Origin of the sequence: Sorangium aterium (assembly GCF_028368935.1) — a bacterium.
Lineage (GTDB): Bacteria > Myxococcota_A > Polyangia > Polyangiales > Polyangiaceae > Sorangium > Sorangium atrum.
The window spans coordinates 543,360-564,465 of record NZ_JAQNDK010000003.1 but is presented as its reverse complement, the minus strand read 5'-3'; the positions used below and the strand labels follow the sequence as shown (position 1 = coordinate 564,465).

General features: G+C 72.4%; 11 protein-coding genes. 3 read left to right on the top strand and 8 right to left on the bottom strand.

The genetic code is table 11. The features are described 5' to 3' along the window. Positions 1-332 precede the first annotated feature (332 nt). The 5 genes from POL72_RS26465 to rpsB all read right to left on the bottom strand — a co-directional run bounded on the left by POL72_RS26465 (position 333) and on the right by rpsB (position 6,830). Positions 333-2,366, bottom strand: a complete 2,034-nt coding sequence (locus tag POL72_RS26465) for an amino acid adenylation domain-containing protein (RefSeq protein ID WP_272098352.1) — start codon at positions 2,364-2,366, stop codon at positions 333-335. Then, a complete protein-coding gene (locus tag POL72_RS26460) occupies positions 2,363-3,727 on the bottom strand; it encodes a hypothetical protein (protein ID WP_272098351.1) in 1,365 nt (454 codons plus the stop codon). Before POL72_RS26460 ends, POL72_RS26465 begins: the two co-directional genes overlap by 4 nt. A 39-nt stretch (positions 3,728-3,766) precedes the next feature. After that, the gene (locus tag POL72_RS26455) at positions 3,767-4,711 is read right to left on the bottom strand and encodes a polysaccharide deacetylase family protein (RefSeq protein WP_272098350.1); all 945 of its coding nucleotides are present in this window, start codon (positions 4,709-4,711) and stop codon (positions 3,767-3,769) included. 9 nt (positions 4,712-4,720) lie between these two features. Then, positions 4,721-5,671: a translation elongation factor Ts gene (gene tsf / locus POL72_RS26450; protein WP_272098349.1), complete on the bottom strand. Its 951-nt coding sequence runs from the start codon at positions 5,669-5,671 to the stop codon at positions 4,721-4,723. Positions 5,672-5,942: 271 nt separating this feature from the next. Then, positions 5,943-6,830, bottom strand: coding sequence for a 30S ribosomal protein S2 (gene rpsB, locus POL72_RS26445; protein WP_308738133.1), 888 nt, complete (start codon positions 6,828-6,830; stop codon positions 5,943-5,945). A 488-nt stretch (positions 6,831-7,318) separates the two neighbouring features. Here rpsB and POL72_RS26440 point away from each other — a divergent pair, with 488 nt between their 5' ends. Both POL72_RS26440 and POL72_RS26435 read left to right on the top strand, forming a co-directional pair. After that, on the top strand, positions 7,319-9,421 hold the full coding sequence (locus POL72_RS26440) for an IPT/TIG domain-containing protein (RefSeq protein WP_272098348.1): 2,103 nt from the start codon (positions 7,319-7,321) through the stop codon (positions 9,419-9,421). Continuing rightward, positions 9,421-11,472, top strand: coding sequence for an IgGFc-binding protein (locus POL72_RS26435; protein WP_272098347.1), 2,052 nt, complete (start codon positions 9,421-9,423; stop codon positions 11,470-11,472). Before POL72_RS26440 ends, POL72_RS26435 begins: the two co-directional genes overlap by 1 nt. 10 nt (positions 11,473-11,482) lie before the next feature. Here POL72_RS26435 and mutS read toward each other — a convergent pair whose 3' ends face one another. The 3 genes from mutS to POL72_RS26420 form a co-directional block, all read right to left on the bottom strand. Then, entirely contained in the window at positions 11,483-14,257 is a 2,775-nt protein-coding gene (gene mutS, locus POL72_RS26430) for a DNA mismatch repair protein MutS (protein WP_272098346.1), read from the bottom strand. Positions 14,258-14,374: 117 nt separating this feature from the next. After that, a complete protein-coding gene (locus POL72_RS26425) occupies positions 14,375-17,248 on the bottom strand; it encodes a hypothetical protein (protein ID WP_272098345.1) in 2,874 nt (957 codons plus the stop codon). Beyond that, positions 17,245-19,098: a hypothetical protein gene (locus tag POL72_RS26420; protein ID WP_272098344.1), complete on the bottom strand. Its 1,854-nt coding sequence runs from the start codon at positions 19,096-19,098 to the stop codon at positions 17,245-17,247. Before POL72_RS26420 ends, POL72_RS26425 begins: the two co-directional genes overlap by 4 nt. Positions 19,099-19,512: 414 nt before the next feature. On the opposite strand from POL72_RS26420, the gene POL72_RS26415 reads away from it, so the two are divergent. Then, the gene (locus tag POL72_RS26415) at positions 19,513-20,850 is read left to right on the top strand and encodes a PP2C family protein-serine/threonine phosphatase (RefSeq protein ID WP_272098343.1); all 1,338 of its coding nucleotides are present in this window, start codon (positions 19,513-19,515) and stop codon (positions 20,848-20,850) included. Positions 20,851-21,106 lie beyond the last annotated feature (256 nt).

The window sequence follows — 21,106 nt, the reverse complement described above, 5'->3', positions numbered from 1 at the left end:
CGCCGGAACGCGCGCACCACGCACCGGGACGCGCGCACCACGCGCCGGAACGCGCGCACCACGCACCGGGACGCGCGCACCACGCGGAACAACGTCGCGCGCAGGCGGGGCGAGCGCGCGCACACCGCGCAAACAACACGCGGGGGCCATTGCACGCCACCCGCCAGACACGGCAGGACCCAGCGCACGACGCGCCGGGAGCGCGCGCACCACACGCCAGGAACGCGAACATGACGCACGAGGAGCACGCGCATGACGCATCGCGTCTGTTCCACTCCCCCTCCCTACTCAGCCGGCTGCGCTTCCTCATGGAGGTCGCCTGCGGGCGAAGCTCAGCGCGCGCGCTCTGCAGCGCGAAGCAGCTCGTCCCACGCGGGCACACCGAGGTTGCCGAGGGGTTGGGCGAGCGCCGCGGCCCGCTGCGCGGCGGCGCGAGCGTCCCCGCCCCCTGCCCCCGCGAGGCGCCGCGCGAGCTCCCGGTGCGCCGCGACCGCGAGCGCGCGGCTCATGTGATCCTCCGCGGTGTCGCCGAGGAGCGCCTCGGCCTGGCGGGTGAGGTCGCGCGCGGCCGCGACAGCGCCGTCATCCTCCGGCTGGAGCGCGGCTCGAAGCAGCTCGACGAAGAGCTGCGCGCGAAGGCGTGATCGCCGGTCCAGGCCCAATCGCCCCCAGTCGGCGATCCGAGCACGCGCGTTGTCAAACCACGTGGCGGCGCCTCCAGGATCCCCCGTGACCATCGCGAGGAGCCCGGACGTCACCGCATGAAAGGCCGCTGCCCGGCAACCGCCTTCTAGATCGAGCTCCGAGCGCGATTGAACCGCTGCATGCCTCGCTCGCCTGAGGATCTTCGAGGCCCGATCCTCGTTTCCCCGAACGATCTCGATGAGCGCCACGGCGATCTCGCGGCGGCCAGCGAGGCTCGCGTGCTCCGCCGGCCAGGCAGCGTCCTCGACAGCGGCTTGCTCGAGCTCCCGGAGCGACGAATCGATGTTGCCGGAGAGGAACTCGATGTCCGCACGGGCGATGCGCCAGACCTCATGCACTCCCTCGATTTGCTCCTCGTGCAGATCGAGAGAGGCCAGCGCGCGGCTCTGCGCCAGCGCTCTGGCGACGCGGCCGCGCTCAACCAGCCGGAGAACGCGCGACAGAACGTTGCCGAATGGCACGTAAGGGCGCCATCGATAGATCCCTCCCTTCGGCGCGATCACGAGCATCTGGTCGAGCAGGTCCGCGTGCTCGAGGTGACCGAGGCACCACTGCACGAGCGCGCTCGCCTGCCGCACGTCCGGTAACTTGAGCGCGCCGACGCCCCGTCGGCCGGACTCGGCCCCGACGAGCCAGTACGCCCGGTTGGCATGGACAGCGGCGGCATCGGCGCGATCCTGCGCGGCCACCGCGATGGCGAGGTGCGAGAGCGCGACGGCGGTCAGCTCCGCATCGTCGGCCTCGATGAGGGCCAGGAGGTCGGAGTAGAGCGCCTCGGCCTCGCCGAAGCGCCGCTCAGCGAGCAGCGCATTGGCGACGCGCAGCATCCGCCGCGCCCGGAGGGGCGGCGCGACCTCGGCGAGGCCGCGCTGCTCCAGCGCATGCAGCTCGCTCAACAGAGCGCCGGCCCCGCTCTGGAAGAGGAAATCACCGACCCACGGCCCGACCACGAGATCGCCGCCGAAGAGCGCAAGCGGCGAGACGGCGCGCACGAGCAACAGCGCATCGTCGGTGCGCCCGCTCGCGCTCGCCAGCGCCGTCGGCGCCGCCACGTGGGCCTCCAAGAGGCGCTCGGGCAGCACGAAGAGCCCATCGTCGCTCCTCCTCTTCGCCGCCATGGGCATCGGCCCCGACTCGCGGACATCGAGACCGGCCTCGCGCTCGCTCGCGTCCTCGTCGATGACGTACTCCCCGCTCCGGATCGACCAGACATCCGGCGCCACTGCCGCAAACACCGGCGCGAGCGCGGCTGGCAGCATCACCACGACCTCGCCGTGAGACGGGCCGAGGACGTTGCGCTTCTCGTTCCAGAGCGAGAGGAACCGCGCCCACGCCTCCGTGTCCGCGTACGCCGCGCGCGACGCGTCGACGAGGTGGATCGCGCTGCGGAGCTCCTCGGGCGCGTCGAGGAGCGGGACCAGGACGCGATCCGCCAGCTCGCCGTCGGCGAGCGGCGCGTCCGAAGGCCGGCCGCTGTACGGCTCCAGCCGCACGAGGCGGACGTCGGCGCGCCCGAGCCGCGGGAGCTCCGCGGCGATCTCGGCGACCAGCTGATCCGCCGCGCGAGGGCTCGCGCACCGCGCAAGGTACAGGTGGAACCGCCGCGAGAGCGCGAGCGCCCGGATGAGCCGCGAGCGCTCCCCGCCCGCGGCGCCGGTCATGCGCCCTGCTCCGGCGCGGCGTCCTTCACGTCGGGGAAGGGACCGGCGAGCTCCTGCATCCCCGCCACCGATGGGTGGACGTCGACCCACTCGTCGTCGTTGAGGTAACGCAGGATGACGTTGTTCTGAAGCAGGTGGTCGGCGGCCTCGCGCTCCTGCTCGTTGTTCGTGATGAGCCGCTTCGTGCGGTTCACCGTGGCGAGCCACGGGATCGCGCCGCTGTCGTAGACGATGCTCCGGTAGGCGTTCCCCGCGCGGTGGAGCTCCCGCTCGAGCGTCTTCGCGTCCACGGGGAACGTCTCGAGCTCGAGCAGCGTCTGGAGCAGCCGCACGATCTCGCGCGGGTAGCCGCCCGACCACAGCGCGATGGCGCGGAGCCGGTCCCGGAGCGCGGATTCGCCGAAGATCTCGCGGAGCGCGTCCTCGTCGATGCGCCTCTTCACGAGCTCCGCGATGACCTCGACGCCCTCGGGGTGGAGCCTGCCCTCGGCGTCCCGGACCTTGATCATCGGCAGGAACGACACCGGCGGCTCGACCATGCGGCGCGCGAGCGCCGGCGGGATCGTGTAGAGCACGTGCACCGGGAGCTGGAGGTAGGGCGCGCCGGTCGAGAAGATGCGCTCGGCGCTCTCGAGCACCGGCTTCCACGTGAGGCTCGTGCCCCGGAGCTTCTCCAGCGAGTCGAAGAGGATCACGACGCCGGAGCGCCCGAGCTTGCGCGCGCGCCAGTCGAGCTCCCGGAGCTCGTCGTGCACGAAGCGGACGAACGTGGAGAGGTGCCGGGCCACGATCTCGCGGACCCGGTGGCGTACGGTGGGGTTGGTCTTGAGGTTGAGCTCGACCCCGGTCTTCGCCCCCGCCTCCACGCCCGCGGTGAGCTTTCCGATCTCCACGTCGGTCCGCGAGAGCCACGCCCAGAGCCGCCGGTGAGGCCCGTCCGTCAACGCACCGGCCGCGTCCTCGCCCTCCGCGGCCAGGACGGTACGCTCGGTGTGGAGCAGCACGAGCGCGAGCACGTCCGAGATGTCGATCTCCACGGTCAGGTCGAGGACATCGTCCGCGTCGATCAGGACCGTGAGCAGGTTGCGCCGCTTCGGATCAGAGAGCCTGGCGGCGAGGCGCTGGATCTCGGTGCTCTTCCCCGTGCCGCGGAGGCCGGTGAAGAGCTGGCAGACAGGCGTTCTGGAGAGCTCGATCTGACGCGCGAGCTTGTTCGTCCAGTGAGCCCCGCGGACGCCGCGGACGTCGATGTCCACGTTGCGCTCATCGCCCGGCGACAGCGGCTCGTCGGGGTTGCAGCGGTTGTAGAGCTCCTGGAGGCGCTCGAACTCCATCGCCGGGAAGGTACCCGACGGCACCATGCTCGTCAGGGAATTCGCGCCGCCCGCCGGCACCGCCGGTCACTCCACGAGCCCGCGCTCCCGGCTCGCCTCGTCCAGCCGCACGAAGCTCGCTCCCCTCCGCGCAAGCTCCTCCACGAACGCCCCCAGCGCCTCGAGCCGCCTGCCCAGCGGCACCCGGAGCTCCGGCTGGTGCGGCGCGAGCGCCTCGAGGCCGTCGCTCCGGTCGAGGAAGTCCATGCCGTGCAGCTCCAGGTTCACGAGCGCCTCCTCGGCGCACGCGCGCGCCAGGAGCCGCGCACCCGGCGCGCCCGCGAGCGCCACGCTCGTCCCGATGACCGGCAGGCGCAGCCCGGGCGTCACCTGGATCGGCAGCTCGATGAAGCGCCGGCCGCCGCGCCGGTACCACGGCCGCCCCGGCCGGTACGGCCGGCGCGGCGCCGCGAGCACGCGCGGGGTGTCCAGGATCGCAGCGGATCCCCTCCCCTTCACGCGCTGCACGCCCATCGTGAGCGCCTTCGCGGCGTAGTACGGCGGGCACGGGAACACCGAGGAGTCGAACGCGACACCGACGGCGTCGAGCGCGTCGAACAGCGCGTCGCTCACCGTGTACCCCGGCGCGCGGAAGCCCGTCGGACGCCGGCCGACCGCCTCCGCGATGGCCTCGGCGCCCAGCAACACCTCCCGCGCGATCGCGGCGCGCGGGAGCCGCGAGAGGTCGTAGCGGTGCCCGTACGAGTGGTTCTCGACCGCGTGGCCAGCGTCGCTCAGCGCGCGCAAGGCCGCGGCGCTCTCGGGGCGCGCGAGGTCGCGACCTATCGCGAACAGCGTGACGGGGATGCCGTGGGAAGCTGCGAAATCAGCGATGCGGGGGAGCGCCGTGTCGTAGACGGCGCTCAGCGCGACCGCCGCCCCGGAGCGATCCGGGACGGCGAGCCCGTGGATGGCGAGGTAGTTCGGGACCTCGTCGAGGTCGATCGAGACGGCGGCGAGGCGCCCCCGCATCGGACCGCGTCAGCTCGCGGCCATCTTCGCCACCTCGGCGGCGAAGTCGTCCTCTTTCTTGGCGATGCCCTCGCCGCGCTCGTACCGCACGAAGCGCGTGAGCTTGAGCTCGCCGCCGGCGGCCTTCGACGCCGCCTGGAGGAGCTTCTCGATCGTCTGGCCGGCCTCGCCGCGCGACGCGGCCTCCACCGACTCCTGCTCGAGCAGCGCGACCTCCGAGTACCACTTGTTGAACTTGCCCTCGATGATCTTGGGCCACGCCGCCTCCGGCTTCGGCTTCGGATCCTCGCGCAGCTGCCCCTCGAAGATCTCCTTCTGCTTGGCCTTCAGCTCCTCCGTGACCTCCTCGCGGCGGAGGACGAGCGGGCTCATCGCGGCGGCCTGCATCGCCGTCTCGTCGATGAACTTCTGCACCGCAGGGTGCTCCGCCACCGCCTGGCTCGACGCCTCGACCGCGACGAGCACGCCGATCTTGCCGCCGAGGTGCACGTACGCGTGCGTGACGCCGTGCTTGCCCGCCGGGATCGACACGCGATCCCACCGGCGCACCGCGACCTTCTCGCCGATGCGCGCGGTCAGCTCGGTGGCCGTGTCGGCGATCGACTTGCCGCCGATCGAGAGCTGAGCCGCGTCCGCGCCGTCGGGGGCCTTCTCGACCGCCGAGAGCACGTCGCCGACGAACTGCCGGAACGCGTCGTTGCGGGCGGCGAAGTCGGTCTGGATGTTGACCTCGACCATCGTCGCGCTCCGCCGGTCGGCCGCGACCACCGCGCGGACCTCGCCCTCGGTGGCGGACGCGCCGGCCCGCTTGGCGCTCTTCGCGAGACCCTTCTTCAGGATGATCTCGACCGCCTTCTCCATGTCGCCCTCGGCCTCCGTGAGGGCGCTCTTGCAGTCGCTCATCCCCGCCTGGGTACGCTCACGAAGCTCCTTGATCGCCTGCGCATTGATGCCGGCCATGGCTCTTTCTCCTTCAACCTGGAACCTAGATAGGAAGAGGCCGCGCCGAGCGGCCCCCGTTCACCACACGTCCGACTGCTGTTGCACGAACGGCCCGAGCGAGGGCGGGTCGAACCGCAGAGGCACAGAAGGCGCAGAGGCGTGAAATTTTCATTTCTGTCCCTGCGCCCTCTCTGCTCTCTCGCGGCTGCCACACCGCCCAGGCGACCGGTGACGTCGTCGTCACCCCACCGCCCGGGCGCTGGGCCGCTCCGTCGCGGCTCGCGCCGCGCTACGACGCCTGCTGCTGGCGCGGGCCGCCGCCGCCGCGACCGCCGCCGCGGCCGCCCTGGTAGACGTTGATCTCGTCGCGCTGGCCGCGACCGCCGCCCGCCCCCTGCTGCGCGCCCTCGCCGTGATCCTTGCGGCGCTGCGCGCCCTCGACGCACGCGTCCGCGACGCGGGCCGTGATCAGCCGGATCGAGCGAATGGCGTCGTCGTTGCCAGGGATCACGAAGTCGACGAGATCCGGGTCGCAGTTCGTGTCCGTGATGGCCACGACCGGGACGTTCAGCTTGCGCGCCTCGCTGATCGCGATCGACTCCTGGTGCGGATCGATCACGAAGATCGCCGCCGGGAGGCCGCCCATCCCCTTGAGGCCGCCGAGGTACTTCTCGAGCCGCTCGCGCTCCTTCTCGAGGCGGACGACCTCCTTCTTGAGCAGCTGCTCGTAGGTGCCGTCCTCCTTCATGCGCTCGAGGGTGCGCAGGCGATCGAGGCCCTGCTTGATCGTCCGGAAGTTCGTCAGGGTGCCGCCGAGCCAGCGGTTCGTGACGAAGTACATGCCCGCCCGGCGGGCCTCCTCCTGCACGATGTCCTGCGCCTGGCGCTTCGTGCCGACGAACAGCACGTGGCCGCCGCGGCCGACCGCGTCGGTCAGGAAGTCGTACGCGCGCTTGAAGAGCCGCGTCGTCTGATCGAGATCGATGATGTGGATGCCGTTGCGCGCGCCGTAGATGAACGGCCGCATCTTCGGGTTCCAGCGCTTCGTCTGGTGGCCGAAGTGCACGCCCGCGTCGAGCAGCGAGCGGAGCGGGAGCGGGAAATCCCCCGGCTGGGGGGCGGCGGCCTGCATGGTGTCGACCGCGGGGACGGATGCGGAGAAGCTGGTATCGGTCACGGCAGTGTCCTTTCGGTTGGTCCGCCGCTCCCCCTCCCGCGACCAACCCCAGGCGCGGACAGGAGCGTCCGTGCTGCTGGGGCACCGGGCCGCGGAATGCCGTGGGTGCCAGGAGAGCGTGTGGATTCGGTTCAGCGGCAGCGAAGGTGAGAGGATTCAGCCTCCGCTGTCCCCCTCGTCGCGAGACCGCAAGAAGGGGGCGGTTTGCTACCCCGAGGCCCATCGCTTGTCAAGCGACGAAACCACCGCATCACCCTGCAGTATTTCCGTGTGTTTGCGTGTGTCTCCGCGTGGTCCCCTCCGCGCGGTCGCGTCGGTTGCGTCGGTCACGTCGGTTGCGTCGCGTCGCGTCGGTTACGTCAGTTGCCTCGATTACGTCAGTCGCGTCGGTTGCGCGGACGGGACCACGCGGCGCGGAGCACGGGAACGCCGGGCCACGCCCCTCGGCGCGCCGTGGCCCGGCATCCGCGATGGCGTACACTCGCCTCGTGCGAACCGCATCACGAGGCTTTCTTACCGCACGCTTCGCTTCGGTCTGCGCAGGGCTCGCGATCGTCTCCGCCTGCATCGCGTCGGCGCCCGAGGGCATCCGCCGGCAGACCGACGGCGACGGCGGCGATTTCGGCGTGGACCCGCAGACCACGTCGACGTCATCGTCCACCGGCGCAGGGCTGCCCGGCGGCGATCCGCACGCGCTGCTCGGCGCAGACCCGACGCACGGGCCGTTCAACGGGGGCCAGCGCGTCCTGCTCCACGGCAACGGCTTCAGCTCCCAGGTCCGCGTCTGGTTCGGGGACGTCGAGGTCGATCCGTCCGCGATCGTGCCCATCGATCCCAGCCGGGTCCAGGTGGCGGCGCCGCCGGGCGCGGCGGGCCCGGTGGAGCTCGCCGTACAGAACGGCGACGACACGTCGACCCGGCGAGCGCTGCCGGGCGGCTACGTGTACGACGCGCTCTATGCGTCCCCGTCGAGCGGGCCGATCTCCGGCGGGACGACCGTCGAGCTCATCGGGCAAGGCACGCGCTGGGACGAGACGACGGTCGCGAAGATCGATCAGAAGCCGTGCTCGTCGCTCGCCGTCCCGGAGCCGACGCGGCTCGTCTGCACGGTGCCCCAGGGCACGCCGGGCGCGAAGACGATCTCGGTGACGACCGGCGGCGAGACGATCCTCGTGCTGGACGGCTACACCTACGAGGACAGCGTGAACGGCTACAAGGGCGGGCTCAGCGGCGCGCCGCTCGCCGGACGGCTCAAGGTGCTCGTCTATGACAACTTCACGGGTGACCCGATCCCCGGAGCGCGCGTCGTCCTCGGCGCCGACACGACCTCTCGGATCGAGGTCGACGCGTCCGGCGTCGCGGTGATCGAGGACGCGTCGCTCGATTCGCCGCGCACCGTCACCGTGGCCGCGACGTGCCATAGCCCGATCTCGTTCGTCGACGTGCCTGTCGACACGGTGACCGTCTACCTGGATCCGGTGCTCACGCCCGCGTGCGGCGCGTCCGGTGATCCGCCGCCGCCTGTCGGCGGCAAGGTCGGCAGCGCCGGGGCGATCGAGGGCGAGCTCGTCTGGGACACGTCGCTGGACCCCGGGAGCGTCGCGTGGGGCAACATCCCGAGCCCGCGCCGCGAGACCGAGCGAAAGGCGGCCTACGTGTTCACGACGGGCGTCGATCCGCTCGCGACCTTCAGGCTGCCGTCCGAGTTCCAGGCCATCACGCCGGAGACGTCGGGCGAGCTCGGGCACGGGTTCACGATGTACGTCGCGCCCGGCAACCGCACGCTCTACGCGCTGGCGGGCCTCGAGGATCGCTCGACGACCCCGCCGCGGTTCACCGCGTACGCGATGGGCGTGGTCCGCGGGATCCCGGTGCTCCCGAACGAGTGGACGAGGGAGGTGTTCCTGCGGATCAATCAGCCGCTCGACCACGCCCTCTCGATGGACGTCAGGGCGCCGGCGAAGGGGCCGAAGGGGCCGGACCGGATCCAGGCGAACGTGTCGCTGATGATCGGCAACGACGGGTTCGCGACGCTCCCGATCGGCGCGCAGAGCCCGCTGATCCCGTTCAACGGGGGGCTGACGTTCGTGGGCGTGCCGCCGCTCGCCCGCGATCTGCTCGGCGCGAGCTACCACTCGTCCGCGCGCGCTGTGACCGGCAAGGCCGGGCTCGCGCCGCTGTCCGTCGTCGGGCGGGTCCTCTCGACCAGCACGAGCGAGCCCGTGCGCATCGGCGACTTCGTGGGGGTGCCGACGCTCGAGGCGCCCGCGCAGAACAGCGCCTGGGATGGGTCCCACCTCGCGACCTCGTTCGGCGCGGGCGCGCCCGTCGACCTCAGCGTCTACGACATCGCGAGCGGAAACGGCCTCATCCGGTGGACCGTGGCCGTGCCGGCGGGGTCGCACGCCGTCGAGGTGCCGGACCTCCGGCAGCTCGAGATCGAGAACGGCGCGCTGCCGCCGGGGCCGCTCACGATCGGGGTGTACGGGGCGAAGATCGACGGCTTCGATTACGGCAAGCTCGTCTACCGGCAGCTCAAGCCGGCAGGGATGTCGGCCTACTCCCTCGACAGCTTCAGCGCGCACCTGTGATGAGCGCCCCGCCCCACCCGACGCGAGCGCGCAGGCCGACGCGCGCACGGAAGCCAGGAAGCCGCGCCCGATCGCGGTACGCCGCCGCCGCTCTCATCGCCGTCGCCGCGGGGCTCGGGCTCGCGCCGAGCTGCTTCGACAGCGGCACGCGGTGGGGCGATCGGCCGGAGGAGCCGCCGCCCTGCACGGCCGGCGAGGTACGCTGCGGCGCGGAGCTCACGCGCTGCGAGGAGACCGGCGCAGGGCTGGCCTGGGTCACGCTCGACGACTGCGCCGCTCGAGGGCTCGTGTGCGCGTCGCTCGAGCTCGGCTGCCGGCCATGCGTGCCCGCCGCGCACTCGTGCCGCGATCAGGACGTGGTGGTCTGCGACGCGGACGGCAGCTTCGGCCGCGTGCTCGACACGTGCGACACGGAGGCCGGCGAGGCGTGCCGGAGCGGGAGCTGCCAGCAGCTCTGCGCCGTCGCGGAGCTCGAGCGGAGCAACGTGGGGTGCGAGTACTGGGCGGTCGATCTGGACAACGCGCGGATCGACGCGACCGGAAACGCGGCGGCGCAGCAGTTCGCGGTGGTGGTCTCGAACCCGCAGCCGGACGTGCCGAACGAGATCCACATCTTCCAGGACGACGGCGCGCCGGGCGACGCGCCCGCCCCGGTGGAGATCGCGAGCGCGCTCATCGCGCCGCTCTATCTCCAGGTGTTCAAGCTCGGGCCGCGCGAGGTCGATGGCAGCCCGGAGGGCGAGTACAACACGGGCACGCACACGGCGCTCACGCGGCACGCGTACAAGATCACGTCGAAGTTCCCCATCGTCGCCTACCAGTTCAACCCGCTGGAGAACGCCAACGTGTTCTCCAACGACGCCTCGCTGCTGAAGCCGCGCGAGGCGCTGACCTACAGCCCGGGCGCGATGGCGACGGCGTACGTCGTCACCGGGTGGCCGCAGACCATCGCGGTCACGGACGATCCGGACACGAACTTCGATCCGCAGAACCCGATCGATCTTCGGGCGTTCCTGGCCATCGTCGGGACGCGCGAGGGCACGACCGTGCAGGTGACGACGACGGCGAGGGTCGTCGGGGGCGGGCCCGTCCCGGAGACGCCGGCGGGCGGGTCGATCGAGGTCAAGCTCGGCGCGTTCGACGTGCTCAACCTGGAGAGCGGCGGGTTCAACGCGGACTTCACCGGATCGATCGTGAAGGCCGATCAGCCGATCGCGGTCTTCACCGGAAACGAGGCCTCGGACGCGCCCCACTTCGACGAGCTCGCGGATCGCCGCTGCTGCGCCGACCACCTGGAGGATCAGCTCGATCCGACCCGGACCGCCGGCAAGCGGTTCGCGGTGCCGCACACGCCGAGCCGGTCGCAGACCGTGAAGGAGGCCGGCGCGCGGATCGAGGCCGTGCCCGAGCCGGAGTACGTCAGGATCGTGGCGGCGAGCAGCAAGGGCGCCGTGATCGAGACGACCCTGCCGCCGCCGGACGATCGGATCACGCTGTCGTCGCTGGGCGAGTTCCGCGAGGTGACGGCGTGGGACGACTTCATGATCGAGAGCTCCGAGCCGGTCATCGTGTCGCAGATCATGGCCAGCCAGAACGCGACGGGGGTCAAGCAGGGGCTGCCAGGCGGAGACCCGAGCCTCATCATCCTGCCGCCCATCGAGCAGTTCCGGCCCGACTACGTGTTCCTCACGCCGGACAAGTACGCGTTCGACTTCATCTCGGTGGTCGCGCCGCGGTCGGCCGTCGTGCGGCTCGACGACGTGACGCTCGGGCCGGACGAGTGCGAGATCGCGCCCGCGGACGGGCTCACGGAGGAGCAGCGCGGGGGCGGCGCGCCGTCGTTCGTCGTCTACCGCTGCCAGCTGAGCTTCGCGGCGATCGATCCGGCGCGGCAGGCGCCGGACAACGTGCTGCCCGGGATGCAGCGCGACGGCGTGCACTGGCTCACGGCCTCCGCGCCCGTGGGGCTGCTCGTGACGGGGTTCGACTCGTTCGTGAGCTACGGGTACGCGGGCGGCACCGAGCTCCGCGAGATCGCGCCGCCGGACTGAGTCGCCGCGGTCAGCCGCCGCCGCCGAGCAGCCCCTTCAGCTTGGCCACGAGCCGCAGCGCGTCGAGCGGCGCGAGCCGATCGACGTCCACAGCGCGCAAGGTCTCGATGACGGCCGACTGCTCCGGCGGCACCGCGGCCTGCGCCGGGGCGAACAGGTCGAGCTGCGCGGCGCCGCCGCGCGTGCGGCCGCGGAGGGAGGCGTGCTTGCCGCCCGGCAGCGCGGCGCCCGACTCCAGCGTCGCGAGGATCGCGCGGGCGCGCGCGAGCACGCTCTCGGGGACGCCCGCGAGCCGCGCGACCGCCACGCCGTAGCTGCGGCTCGCGGGGCCCGCCTCGAGCTTGTGGAGGAAGATGACGTCGTCGCCGTGCTCGCGCGCGGCGACCGAGTGGTTCGCGATCCCCGGCGCGCGCGCCGAGAGCTCCGTCAGCTCGTGGTAGTGCGTCGCGAACAGGGCGCGGCAGCCGATCGCGTCGAACAGGTGCTCCGCCACGGCCCACGCGATCGCGAGGCCGTCGTACGTGCTCGTGCCGCGGCCGATCTCGTCGAGGATCACGAGCGATCTCCGCGTCGCGTCGCGGAGGATCTCGGCGGTCTCCCGCATCTCGACCATGAACGTGCTCTCGCCGCGCGCGACGTTGTCGCTCGCGCCCACGCGCGAGAGGATCCGGTCGACGAGGCCGATCTCCGCCTCGCGCGCGGGGACGTAGCTGCCCATCTGCGCGAGGACCACGATCAGCGCCACCTGGCGCATGAGCGTCGACTTGCCCGCCATGTTGGGGCCTGTGATCAGCCAGAGGCGCTCGCCCGAGAGATCGAGGCGGGTGTCGTTCGGCACGAAGTGCCCCGCGGCCGCGTAGCGCTCGACCACCGGGTGGCGGCCGTCGCGGATCGCGAGCGCCTCGCCCGCCGTGACGTGCGGCCGCACGTAGTCGTTGCGGTGGGCGACGTCGGCGAGGGCGGCGGCGACGTCCCACGCCGCGAGCTTGCGCGCGAGCGCGCGGAGGCGGCCCTCGCTCTTCGCGACGAGGGCCCGCAGCCGGTCGAAGAGCGCCGTCTCCCGCTCCAGCGCGCGCGCCCCGGCGTGCTCGATCTTGTCGGCGAGCTCGTCGAGCTCGTCGCTCGTGTAGCGCTCGCCTGTCGCGACGGTCTGCTTGCGGCGGAAGGTCTCCGGGACCTTGGCGATGTGCGCGCGCGTCACCTCGATGTACCAGCCGAAGACGCGCGTGTACTTGACCCGGAGCGAGGGCGCGCCCGTCTGCGTGCGCAGCTTCGCCTCGAGCGCGAGGATGAGCTCCGTCGCGTTCTTCTCCACGCCGCGCGCGTCGTCGAGCTCCTTGTCGTACCCCTCGCGGAAGATGCCGCCCTCGCGCGTGTTCGGGGGCGGCCGCTCGATCAGCGCGGCCGTGAGCTCGGCGCACACGTCGGCGACGACGTCCAGCGACGCCGCCTCGGCGAGGAGCGGCTCGGAGCCCGACGCGGCCGCGGCGCCGTCCTTGCTTCGCGCAGCGGCGCCTTCCTTGCCCCGCGCGGCGGCGCCGTCGTCGCCCCGCGACGCTGCCTTGCCGAGGTCGGGGATCGAACGGACCGCGGCGATCGCCGCCGGGGACGCCGTGAGGCCGTCGCGCAGGAGGCCGAGGTCGCGCGGCGTGGCCTCGCCGAGGAGCGCGCGGACGCTGAGGCGCTCGAGGTCGCCGACGCCGCCGAGCGCTTGCCGCAGCTCGCCGCGGGCGCGCGGGTGCGAGACGAAGAGCTCCACCTCGTCGAGGCGCCTGCGGATGCCGGCCAGATCCGCGAGCGGCGAGAGCAGGCGGCGGCGCAGGAGCCGGGCGCCGCCCGGGGTGACCGTGCAGTCGATGACGTCGAGCAGGGTGCCTCGGCGGCCGCCGTCCGCGGCGCGCACGAGCTCCAGGTGCGCCTGGGCCGTCTCGTCGATGCGCAGCGTGCCCGAGGTGTCGTGCGGGGCGATGCGGCGCACCGGGATGCGCGCGCCGGGGCTGCAGCGGCGCGCGAAGCGCAGCGCCCGCGCGGCGGCGCGCACCGCCGGGAGCGGGTGCTCGGCCAGCGCCGCCGCCGAGATCGGCTCGATCGCGGCGTCGTCGAGGATCGCCGCGACCTGCGCGCTGTCGAGCTCCTCGTCGTCGCGCAGCGCCGCGCGGCAGGCGAGCGAGGCCGCGGCCGCGCGGACGTCCGGGAGGTCCCGGGCGATCAGCGCCTCGCGCGGATCCGCCCGGGCGAGCTCCGCGAGCAGCGTCGCGGCGTCCGGGACCGAGGTGGCCGAGAGCTCGCCGGTGGAGAGATCCAGCAGCGAGAGGCCGTACGGGCCCCCGGCTCCGAGGGCGTCGCCGCGGGGCGCGCCGCCGCCGTCGACCGCCGCCAGGTAGTGGTTGGCGCGCGCGTCGAGCTGCTCGGTCTCGGTGACGAGCCCCGGCGTGACGACGCGCACGACCTGCCGCGGCACGAGCCCCTTGATCTTCGACGGATCGCCGCACTGCTCGCAGATCGCCACCTTGTGGCCGAGCGCGAGCAGCCGCGCGATGTACCCGTGCGCCGCGTGGTGCGGGACGCCGGCCATCGGGGATTCGTCGGGCTCGCCCTTGTTGCGGCTCGTGAGCGTCAGGTTCAGCGCGCGCGACACGAGGACCGCGTCGTCGTTGAACATCTCGTAGAAGTCGCCCATCCGGAAGAAGAGGATGGCGTCGGGGTGGAGCGCCTTCGCATCCTCGTACTGGCGCATCACCGGGGTCAGCTTCTTCCTGGCCGCAGGCTGCTCGGACGGCTGCATCGCCGGCGTCTTAGTCTCGACCGCCGGTGAGGTCTACGCGTGATTCGCGCGTTTATTCCGCTGTTTTTGTGGAAATCTCGGCGCCGGAACCGCAATGCCGCGGTGCCGGCAGGCGGCTCAGCGGAACCGGCGCGCCACGGCGACGTCGCGTGAGCTCAGCAGGAACAGGCCCTGGACCGAGCCGTCGGTGACGGCGAGCTCGCCCGTGGCCGGAACGAGCTGGATGGCCTGCGGCTGGAGCTCCACTGTGTCGCTGATGTCCGCGAGGTCCAGGGCGAGCGGCGAGAACGCCCCCTGGGTGGTGAAGCGGAACTGCATGTCCTGCTCGGGCACGCCGCCCGTGACCGCGAACCGGAACATCGGGTTGATGAACGCACCCGGCTCGCCGTCGGTGACGCGCCCGTCGCGCGGTGTGTGGACGACGCGCCCGTTGAGCCGCGAGAGGCGCGGGTCGCACGAATTCCGGCAGGTGCCCGTCGCGGGATCGGCGATCACGTGGTGCAGGAAGCCGGCGCCGTTGCTCCGGACGACCCACTGGCCCCCTGCGCGGATGCCGAGCTGCACCGAGCCGGCGAAGCAGCACGCCGCGAACTTGGCCTCGGCCTCGGCGGCCGGAGCGAACTCGAGGTGGTCGTCGTAGGCCTCCTCGATGCGGAGCGCCGGGCGCGACGTGATGACGCTGCCGTACTTCGCGTTGCAGGTGTCGAACGAGCACACGGACGAGTCGACGTTGTTCCAGTAGGTGGCGTCCTCGTCCGGGAGCTCGGACGTGATCTGCGCGAAGTCGGCGAGCTGCTCGGCGCGGGTCTCGGCCTCCGGGACGCCCGCGGCCTCCAGCTGCGCCTTCACGCTGGTCAGGCTCTGGACGCCGCGGCGGCAGAAGCGGGCGTCCGCGCCCTTCAGGTAGAGGTTCTCGTCGAAGGCCACGGCGGCCCGGGTGATCGACGTGAGCAGCCCCTCGTAGGTCGCGGTCCACGTCTCGTTGGCGATGTGCACCCGCGGGTCCTCGAGGTTCATCGTCAGCGCGTGCTGCGGCCCGCCGGACCTCAGCACGAGCCCCTGCTCGTCGAGCTCGCTCTCAGCGCTGTCGCTCGACGCGATCGCCTCGCGCTGCACCCCCACCGCGAGCGCGAGGTCAGGCGCGGCCCCCTCGGACGGGAACGTGGCGCGCATCTTCGGGCTCTCCGCGGAGAGCGGCACGACCGCGCCGCTGCGATCGTAGAGGATCGGCAGGCCCTGCACGCCGGGCTCGATCTGGCCGGATCCGTCGCTCGCCACGACGTAGGTCTCGGAGCGGACGGCGTGCGGGAGGACGACGTTGCAGGACGCCTCGCCGCTCGTCTCGAGCAGCGGGCTGCTCGGCGGAGCGTCCGCATCGCAGCCCGCGCGGACGCTCGGGCGCTCCGGTCCGCGGCAGGCCGCGTCGAGGTCGTCGATGTCGACGATCGCGACCTGGCCGTTCGTGAGCGCCATGTACGCGAACGTGCCCCGGAGCTTCAGCGGGCTGGCGCCGGAGTCGCGATCGGCCGACGTGCGGTACAGCGTCTCGATGTCGCACGACGTGACGCTGCTGTCGCACGGCGTGAGCTTCGGATCGGGGCTGCACCGGATCCCCCTCGGCACCACGCCCGTCGCCGGGAGGCTCTTCGGGACGTCGCGCTGCACGATCGCGAGATCGCGGACAGGCGCCGGCAGGCGGACGCGGTCGGGCGGCTGGAACGGGTTCCAGTCCGGATTCTCGCGAGCGAGCGGCGACCGGCTGGGCGCGCCGTCGCTGACGTCGAAGACCATCACGCTGCCGTCGCCGGCGTCGACCGCGTAGAGGTAGCGGCTGAAGTCGGGGGGCGACGCCAGGCTCACCGCGAGGCGCGTCGTCGTGACGACGCGCCCTGGCTCGAGCGTCGACGCGGGCAGCAGCGGGGGTGACTCGCGCGGCTCGCAGGGCGTCGGGAGGTCGACGACGTGGATCACCGGCGCGTCGAGATCCGCGATGAACAGGCGCTTGTCGGAGAGCGCGAGCCCAGCGGGCCGGGGCTTCTCGGAGGCCTGCTCCGGGCTGGTCGCGGCCGCCGGCTGGGCGCACTCGGGACCGTGCGGCGCTTCGTCGGGCGTCGCGGCCGGCGGGAGCGAGACCCCGAGAGGGACCCACCGCTCCACCTCGCACGCCTCGAAGCCGCCGTCCTCGCCCTCGAGGAGCTTCTGCGCGTCGATCACGGCGATGCCGCCGAGATCGGGCAAGGTCACGAGGAGCTTCTGGCGGCCGCCGCCCTCCATGTCCAAGCTCCCGTTCGACGTGGAGCAGACGTCGTCCACGAACGCACCGGGGTCGCCAGGCTGGGTCGGCTCGACGTCGTACCTGCCTTCGCACGAGCTCCGCAGCTTGCCGCTGCCCTCCGGGTCCGGCGGGTCGGCGACGAGCAGCATCTCGCCAGGCGCCGAGGGGAGCGAGCAGGCCGGCCAGGAGCTGAGCGACGGGACCGGGCAGCCTTCGCGCGGCAGCACCTTCGCCGACGGGAGCGCGTAGATCCCCGCGCGCCCCGGCTCCGCGACGGCGACGAACGACGCGGTCCCGCCCGGCGTCGCGACGATGTCGACAGGCTGCGCGCCGACAGGGAGGAAGCTCGGGGCGGGCGTGCCCGGGTCCCGATCGACGGTCAGCGCCGACTCGGTCGTCATGTCGACGATCGCGACCTCGCCGCGCGCGGTCTGCGTGACGAGGCCGTAGAGATGCGGGAGCGTGGCCCTGCCCCCGTCCTCGGCGTCGACCACGTAGTCGGTGGACGACTCGACGGTGCGGTACGAGCAGTCCGTGATCGGCAGCGAGCGCATCACGCCCGGCTTGTCCGGATCCGGCCGGTCGACGGCGAGGCAGACGAACGCGCTGCGGCCGGACTGCGCCAGGGCCTCGACGGTGACCGGCGTGGCCTCCCCGGCGCACCCGGCGAGCGCCAGGGCGGAGGTGGAGGCGAGGAGCGCGAGGCGCGGCTTCATTGGGACTCCCGGGGCGGGACGGGCGTGCCCACCGTGAGGATCATCGTTCCGAACGTGCTCGCCTTGCGCATGTCGAGGTCGACAACGCCGAGGTACGAGTCGGTGAAATGCGCGATGTACATGAGGGAATAGGTGTCGCGGCCGGCGCTGCCCTGCTCGCGGTCGCAGCGCTCCTTCTCGTCGCCGCACGCGGAACCCGTGTCGAACGCGAGCGCCTGCGGCCCGCGCCCGGTCTTGATGACGGCGTCGACGCGGCGCGCTGCCGGGTCGTAGGAGAACGCGAGCCCCGCGTCGAACGCGAGCGCGAAGACCCTGCGGCGAGGCACGCCTTCCAGGTCGATCACCTCGCCGATCTCGATCCGGGACGGGTAGGCCCCGAGCGGGGCGGCGTCGTGGAACGCGATCGTGTCGTACGCCGAGGCCTGCCCCTCCGCGTCGACGACCGAGCCCTTCTTGACCAGCGTCGTCGTCAGCTCGCCGATGAGCAGCGAGTTCGGGCCGCGATGCGCCACGTACACAGGGATCGGGATCTCCACGCACCGCTCGAGGCACTCGACGGCAGTGCCCGTGCAGTCCGCCTTGCACATCGCCTCGCACGCCTCCGGGGCGCCATCCGCCTCGCAGGCCGGCGCGCAGCCCGCCTCGCACGCCGCGCTCGCCGCCCCGCACGCCGCCTCGCACGCCTGCCGCTCGCTCGCGTCGAACGCGACCCCGCGGGAGTCGGTCCCCCGCGCGAGCGCGGTGATCGGCGTCGGGGTCGACTCGTTCAGGCGCGGCGCCGCGCCTGAAGCGCCGTCCTGATAGCGGAGCAGGCCGAGCTGCGACGACGCGATGTACGTGACCGCGAACGCGGGCTGGTAGTCGATCCCCCACCCTTTCTTCTCCAGCTCGCCGAGCACGCTCGGGCGCGGCACGGCCGCGAGCTCCGTCGGTCCGAGGCCGAGGTCGGTGAGGACGTACGCCAGCTGCGGCCTCTCGCTCGCTTCCCAGCGGTTCACGATGACGCTCACGGCGTTCTCCGTCTGGTGCGAGACGACGATGCTCGTCCCGTCCGAGCCGGCGGCGATCCCGAACGGCTCCAGCGGCAGCTTGCGCCGGATGAGCTCCTGGCCGGGGTCTTCCCCGATGCGGTGATCTCTGCCGCAGCGCCCGCCCGCCGCGCTCGCGCCGCAGTCCAGCCGAAAGCAGGCCTCGCCCTGGCAACGCTGCGCGCCGGCGTCGTCGAACCGATCGTCGGCGACGTCGAAGAAGGTCACCGAGGGGTCGCCGCGCACGGGCACGAACAGGCGCGCCTGCGGCTCCGCGCCGGGGTCGGCGGCCTCGCCGCTGGGCGGCCTGTGCACGAGGAGGAGGTTGGACGCGAACGCGCCGATCACGGCCGAGCTCCGGACGACCTCCTCGTCGCCATCGAGGGCGGAGAGGTTGAGCGGCCCGCACGGCCCCGGGTAGAGCGACGACGCGGCGTTTGTCTTCAGCCCCACCGCATCGCACGCACCGCGCACGCCGCCGCTGGCGTCCTGCCCGCCGGGAGCGAGCCCCGACTGGAGCGTGAGCGCCCGCTTGCGCAGCCGCTGGAGATCCAGCGCCTGGACCGTGCCGCCGTTGAACTGGAGATCGAAGTCCGAGTTCGCGACGTAGAGGACCCGTCCGCCGGGAGACACCGCCAGGCCCGTCGGGTAGTAGAGCCCCTCGACCGGCGGCGGCAGCCCCTCGCCCTCGACGAAGCAGCCCGCGCCCCCGAGCCCGCCCACGATCGAGGCCGCGAGGCCCACGCCAACGATGCGAGGTGTCTGGAGAAGTGTGCGGGCGAGCTTCATGCGGGCGCGGAGACTAGTCAGCACCTGGAGCACTGGCAACCCGCTCCTCTCCGCGGGTTCGTTTGCGGCGGACGCGCGCCGAGCGCGCGGCGCTCGCAGCGGTCCTCCTGGCGAACGAGCGGCATACGCCGCTGCGACGGCCCTCGTTTCTCGCCTGCACCTGCCGCAGCGCAGCACGGCCGCACGGCCTGCCCGGGGGTGAGCGCGCGCAACCCGCCAGGCGCGGCCTCCTCCTGGCGAGGCGCTCTGCAGCGGCCGCCCGTCACGGGGTGGCGAGCCCTGCGGCGGGGTGAGATGGCGCTCCCCTGCGCCGGGTGGTGCCCAAGGTGCGCCCCTGCGGCGCGGGCTCCGCAGGTCAAGGCCGACCGGGATCGATCGCCGTCGTCCGTCCCCCTGCACGTTGATCTCGGAGACGCGGCGCGCCTTTGCTACGTTGGTCGCCGGGACATGGCCGATCTCGCAGCCGCCCTTGTCATGGGAATCGCCCTTCTTGGGCTGATCTATTGGTATTTTCGCTCGAACAACGGCGACCGGGCCCGGCCTCGCGCGGCGACGACGCTGACGCAGGGGGGCCCAGGAGCTCAAGCCCTCGACGAGGGGGAGGGAGAACTCGAAGATTCAACGACGAGGACAGGCGCAGCAGGGTTGCGGGGCGGCACGCCCGCGAGCGAGAGCGCCCACGCGAAGACCACCGGAAGTCACGGCCGCGCCGAGCGGATCTCGAGCGCCGACTGGAAGCGATCGAACGGCTCATCGCGCCGCGACGACGACGATGACGCGTTCGACGACGATGACGATGACCTCACGCTGATCACGCTGGCGCCGCCGGAGGTGCTGCAGAGCACGATCAAGCGCGCGAGCATCCCGTCCTACGGCGGCGACGATGACGACGACGACGATGATGACGACGGGCACGAGCGCGAGGAGCCGTCCGCCGTCCCCATCATCTACGACGACGAGGCGGCCGTCGACGAGCCGACCAGCTCGTCGCCGCTGCTGCTCATCAGCGCCGTCGGACAGACGGATCCAGGCCAGAAGCGCAAGAAGAACGAGGACTGCTACCTCTGCCTGGACGAGCACTACCTGTTCGCCGTGGCGGACGGCATGGGTGGCCACGCGGGCGGCGACGTCGCCAGCCGCCTCGCGGTCGACACGATCGCGCGCGCGTTCAAAGATCAGTCGTTCGTGGAGAGCGACGAGGAGAGCCCCTACCCCGACGTCCCGCGTCGCGGCAGCGAGCTCGCGGTCGCGATCCAGCAAGCGAACCAGGCGATCTACGAGCGGGCCCACGCCGAGCGGAGCCTCACGGGCATGGGCACGACCCTCGTCAGCGCGCGGTTCTCGCCCAACAAGCAGCGCCTCTACATCGGCCACGTGGGCGACAGCCGCTGTTATCGCCTGCGCGACAACGAGCTGACGCAGCTCACCACCGATCACACGATGGGCGCCGCGGGGATCACCGGGCCGATGGCGAACCACCTGAGCCGGGCGATCGGAATCTCCCCCGCAGTCAAGGTCGATCTGATCATCGCCCGGCCCCACCCCGGCGACGTCTACCTCCTCTGCTCCGACGGCCTCTCGAAGATGACGAGCCACGAGGCGATCCGCGACATCCTGCTCGCCGAGCCCGATCCCGAGAAGGCGTCGCAGGCGCTCATCGAGAAGGCGAACGCGGGCGGCGGGCGGGACAACATCACCGTCATCCTCGTCCGCGTCAGCGACCCCAAGGACCTCGCGCGGCTCGCCTCGCGCGCCGGCGCCAGCGCCGGCGCCAGCGCAGGCTGACCGCTCGCCGGCCGCTTCCCCCTCGTCCCCTCCCTCCCCCTCCAACGAGCTCGACCGCGCGCGGCGCTGACCGAGAGGTCCGCGCGGCGGGCGGAGCACGCCCGCCGCGCGCAGGCCACTGCAGACAGCGTGTCTGCATTGCCACCAGTCCCGACGGCTCCTCATGCTCCGCGCGGGTCGGCTGCCCACGTGTATACGGGCGAGTGATCACTCTCGTCACGGATTCGGATCCCGCTCGCGCATCATCGCGATTTCG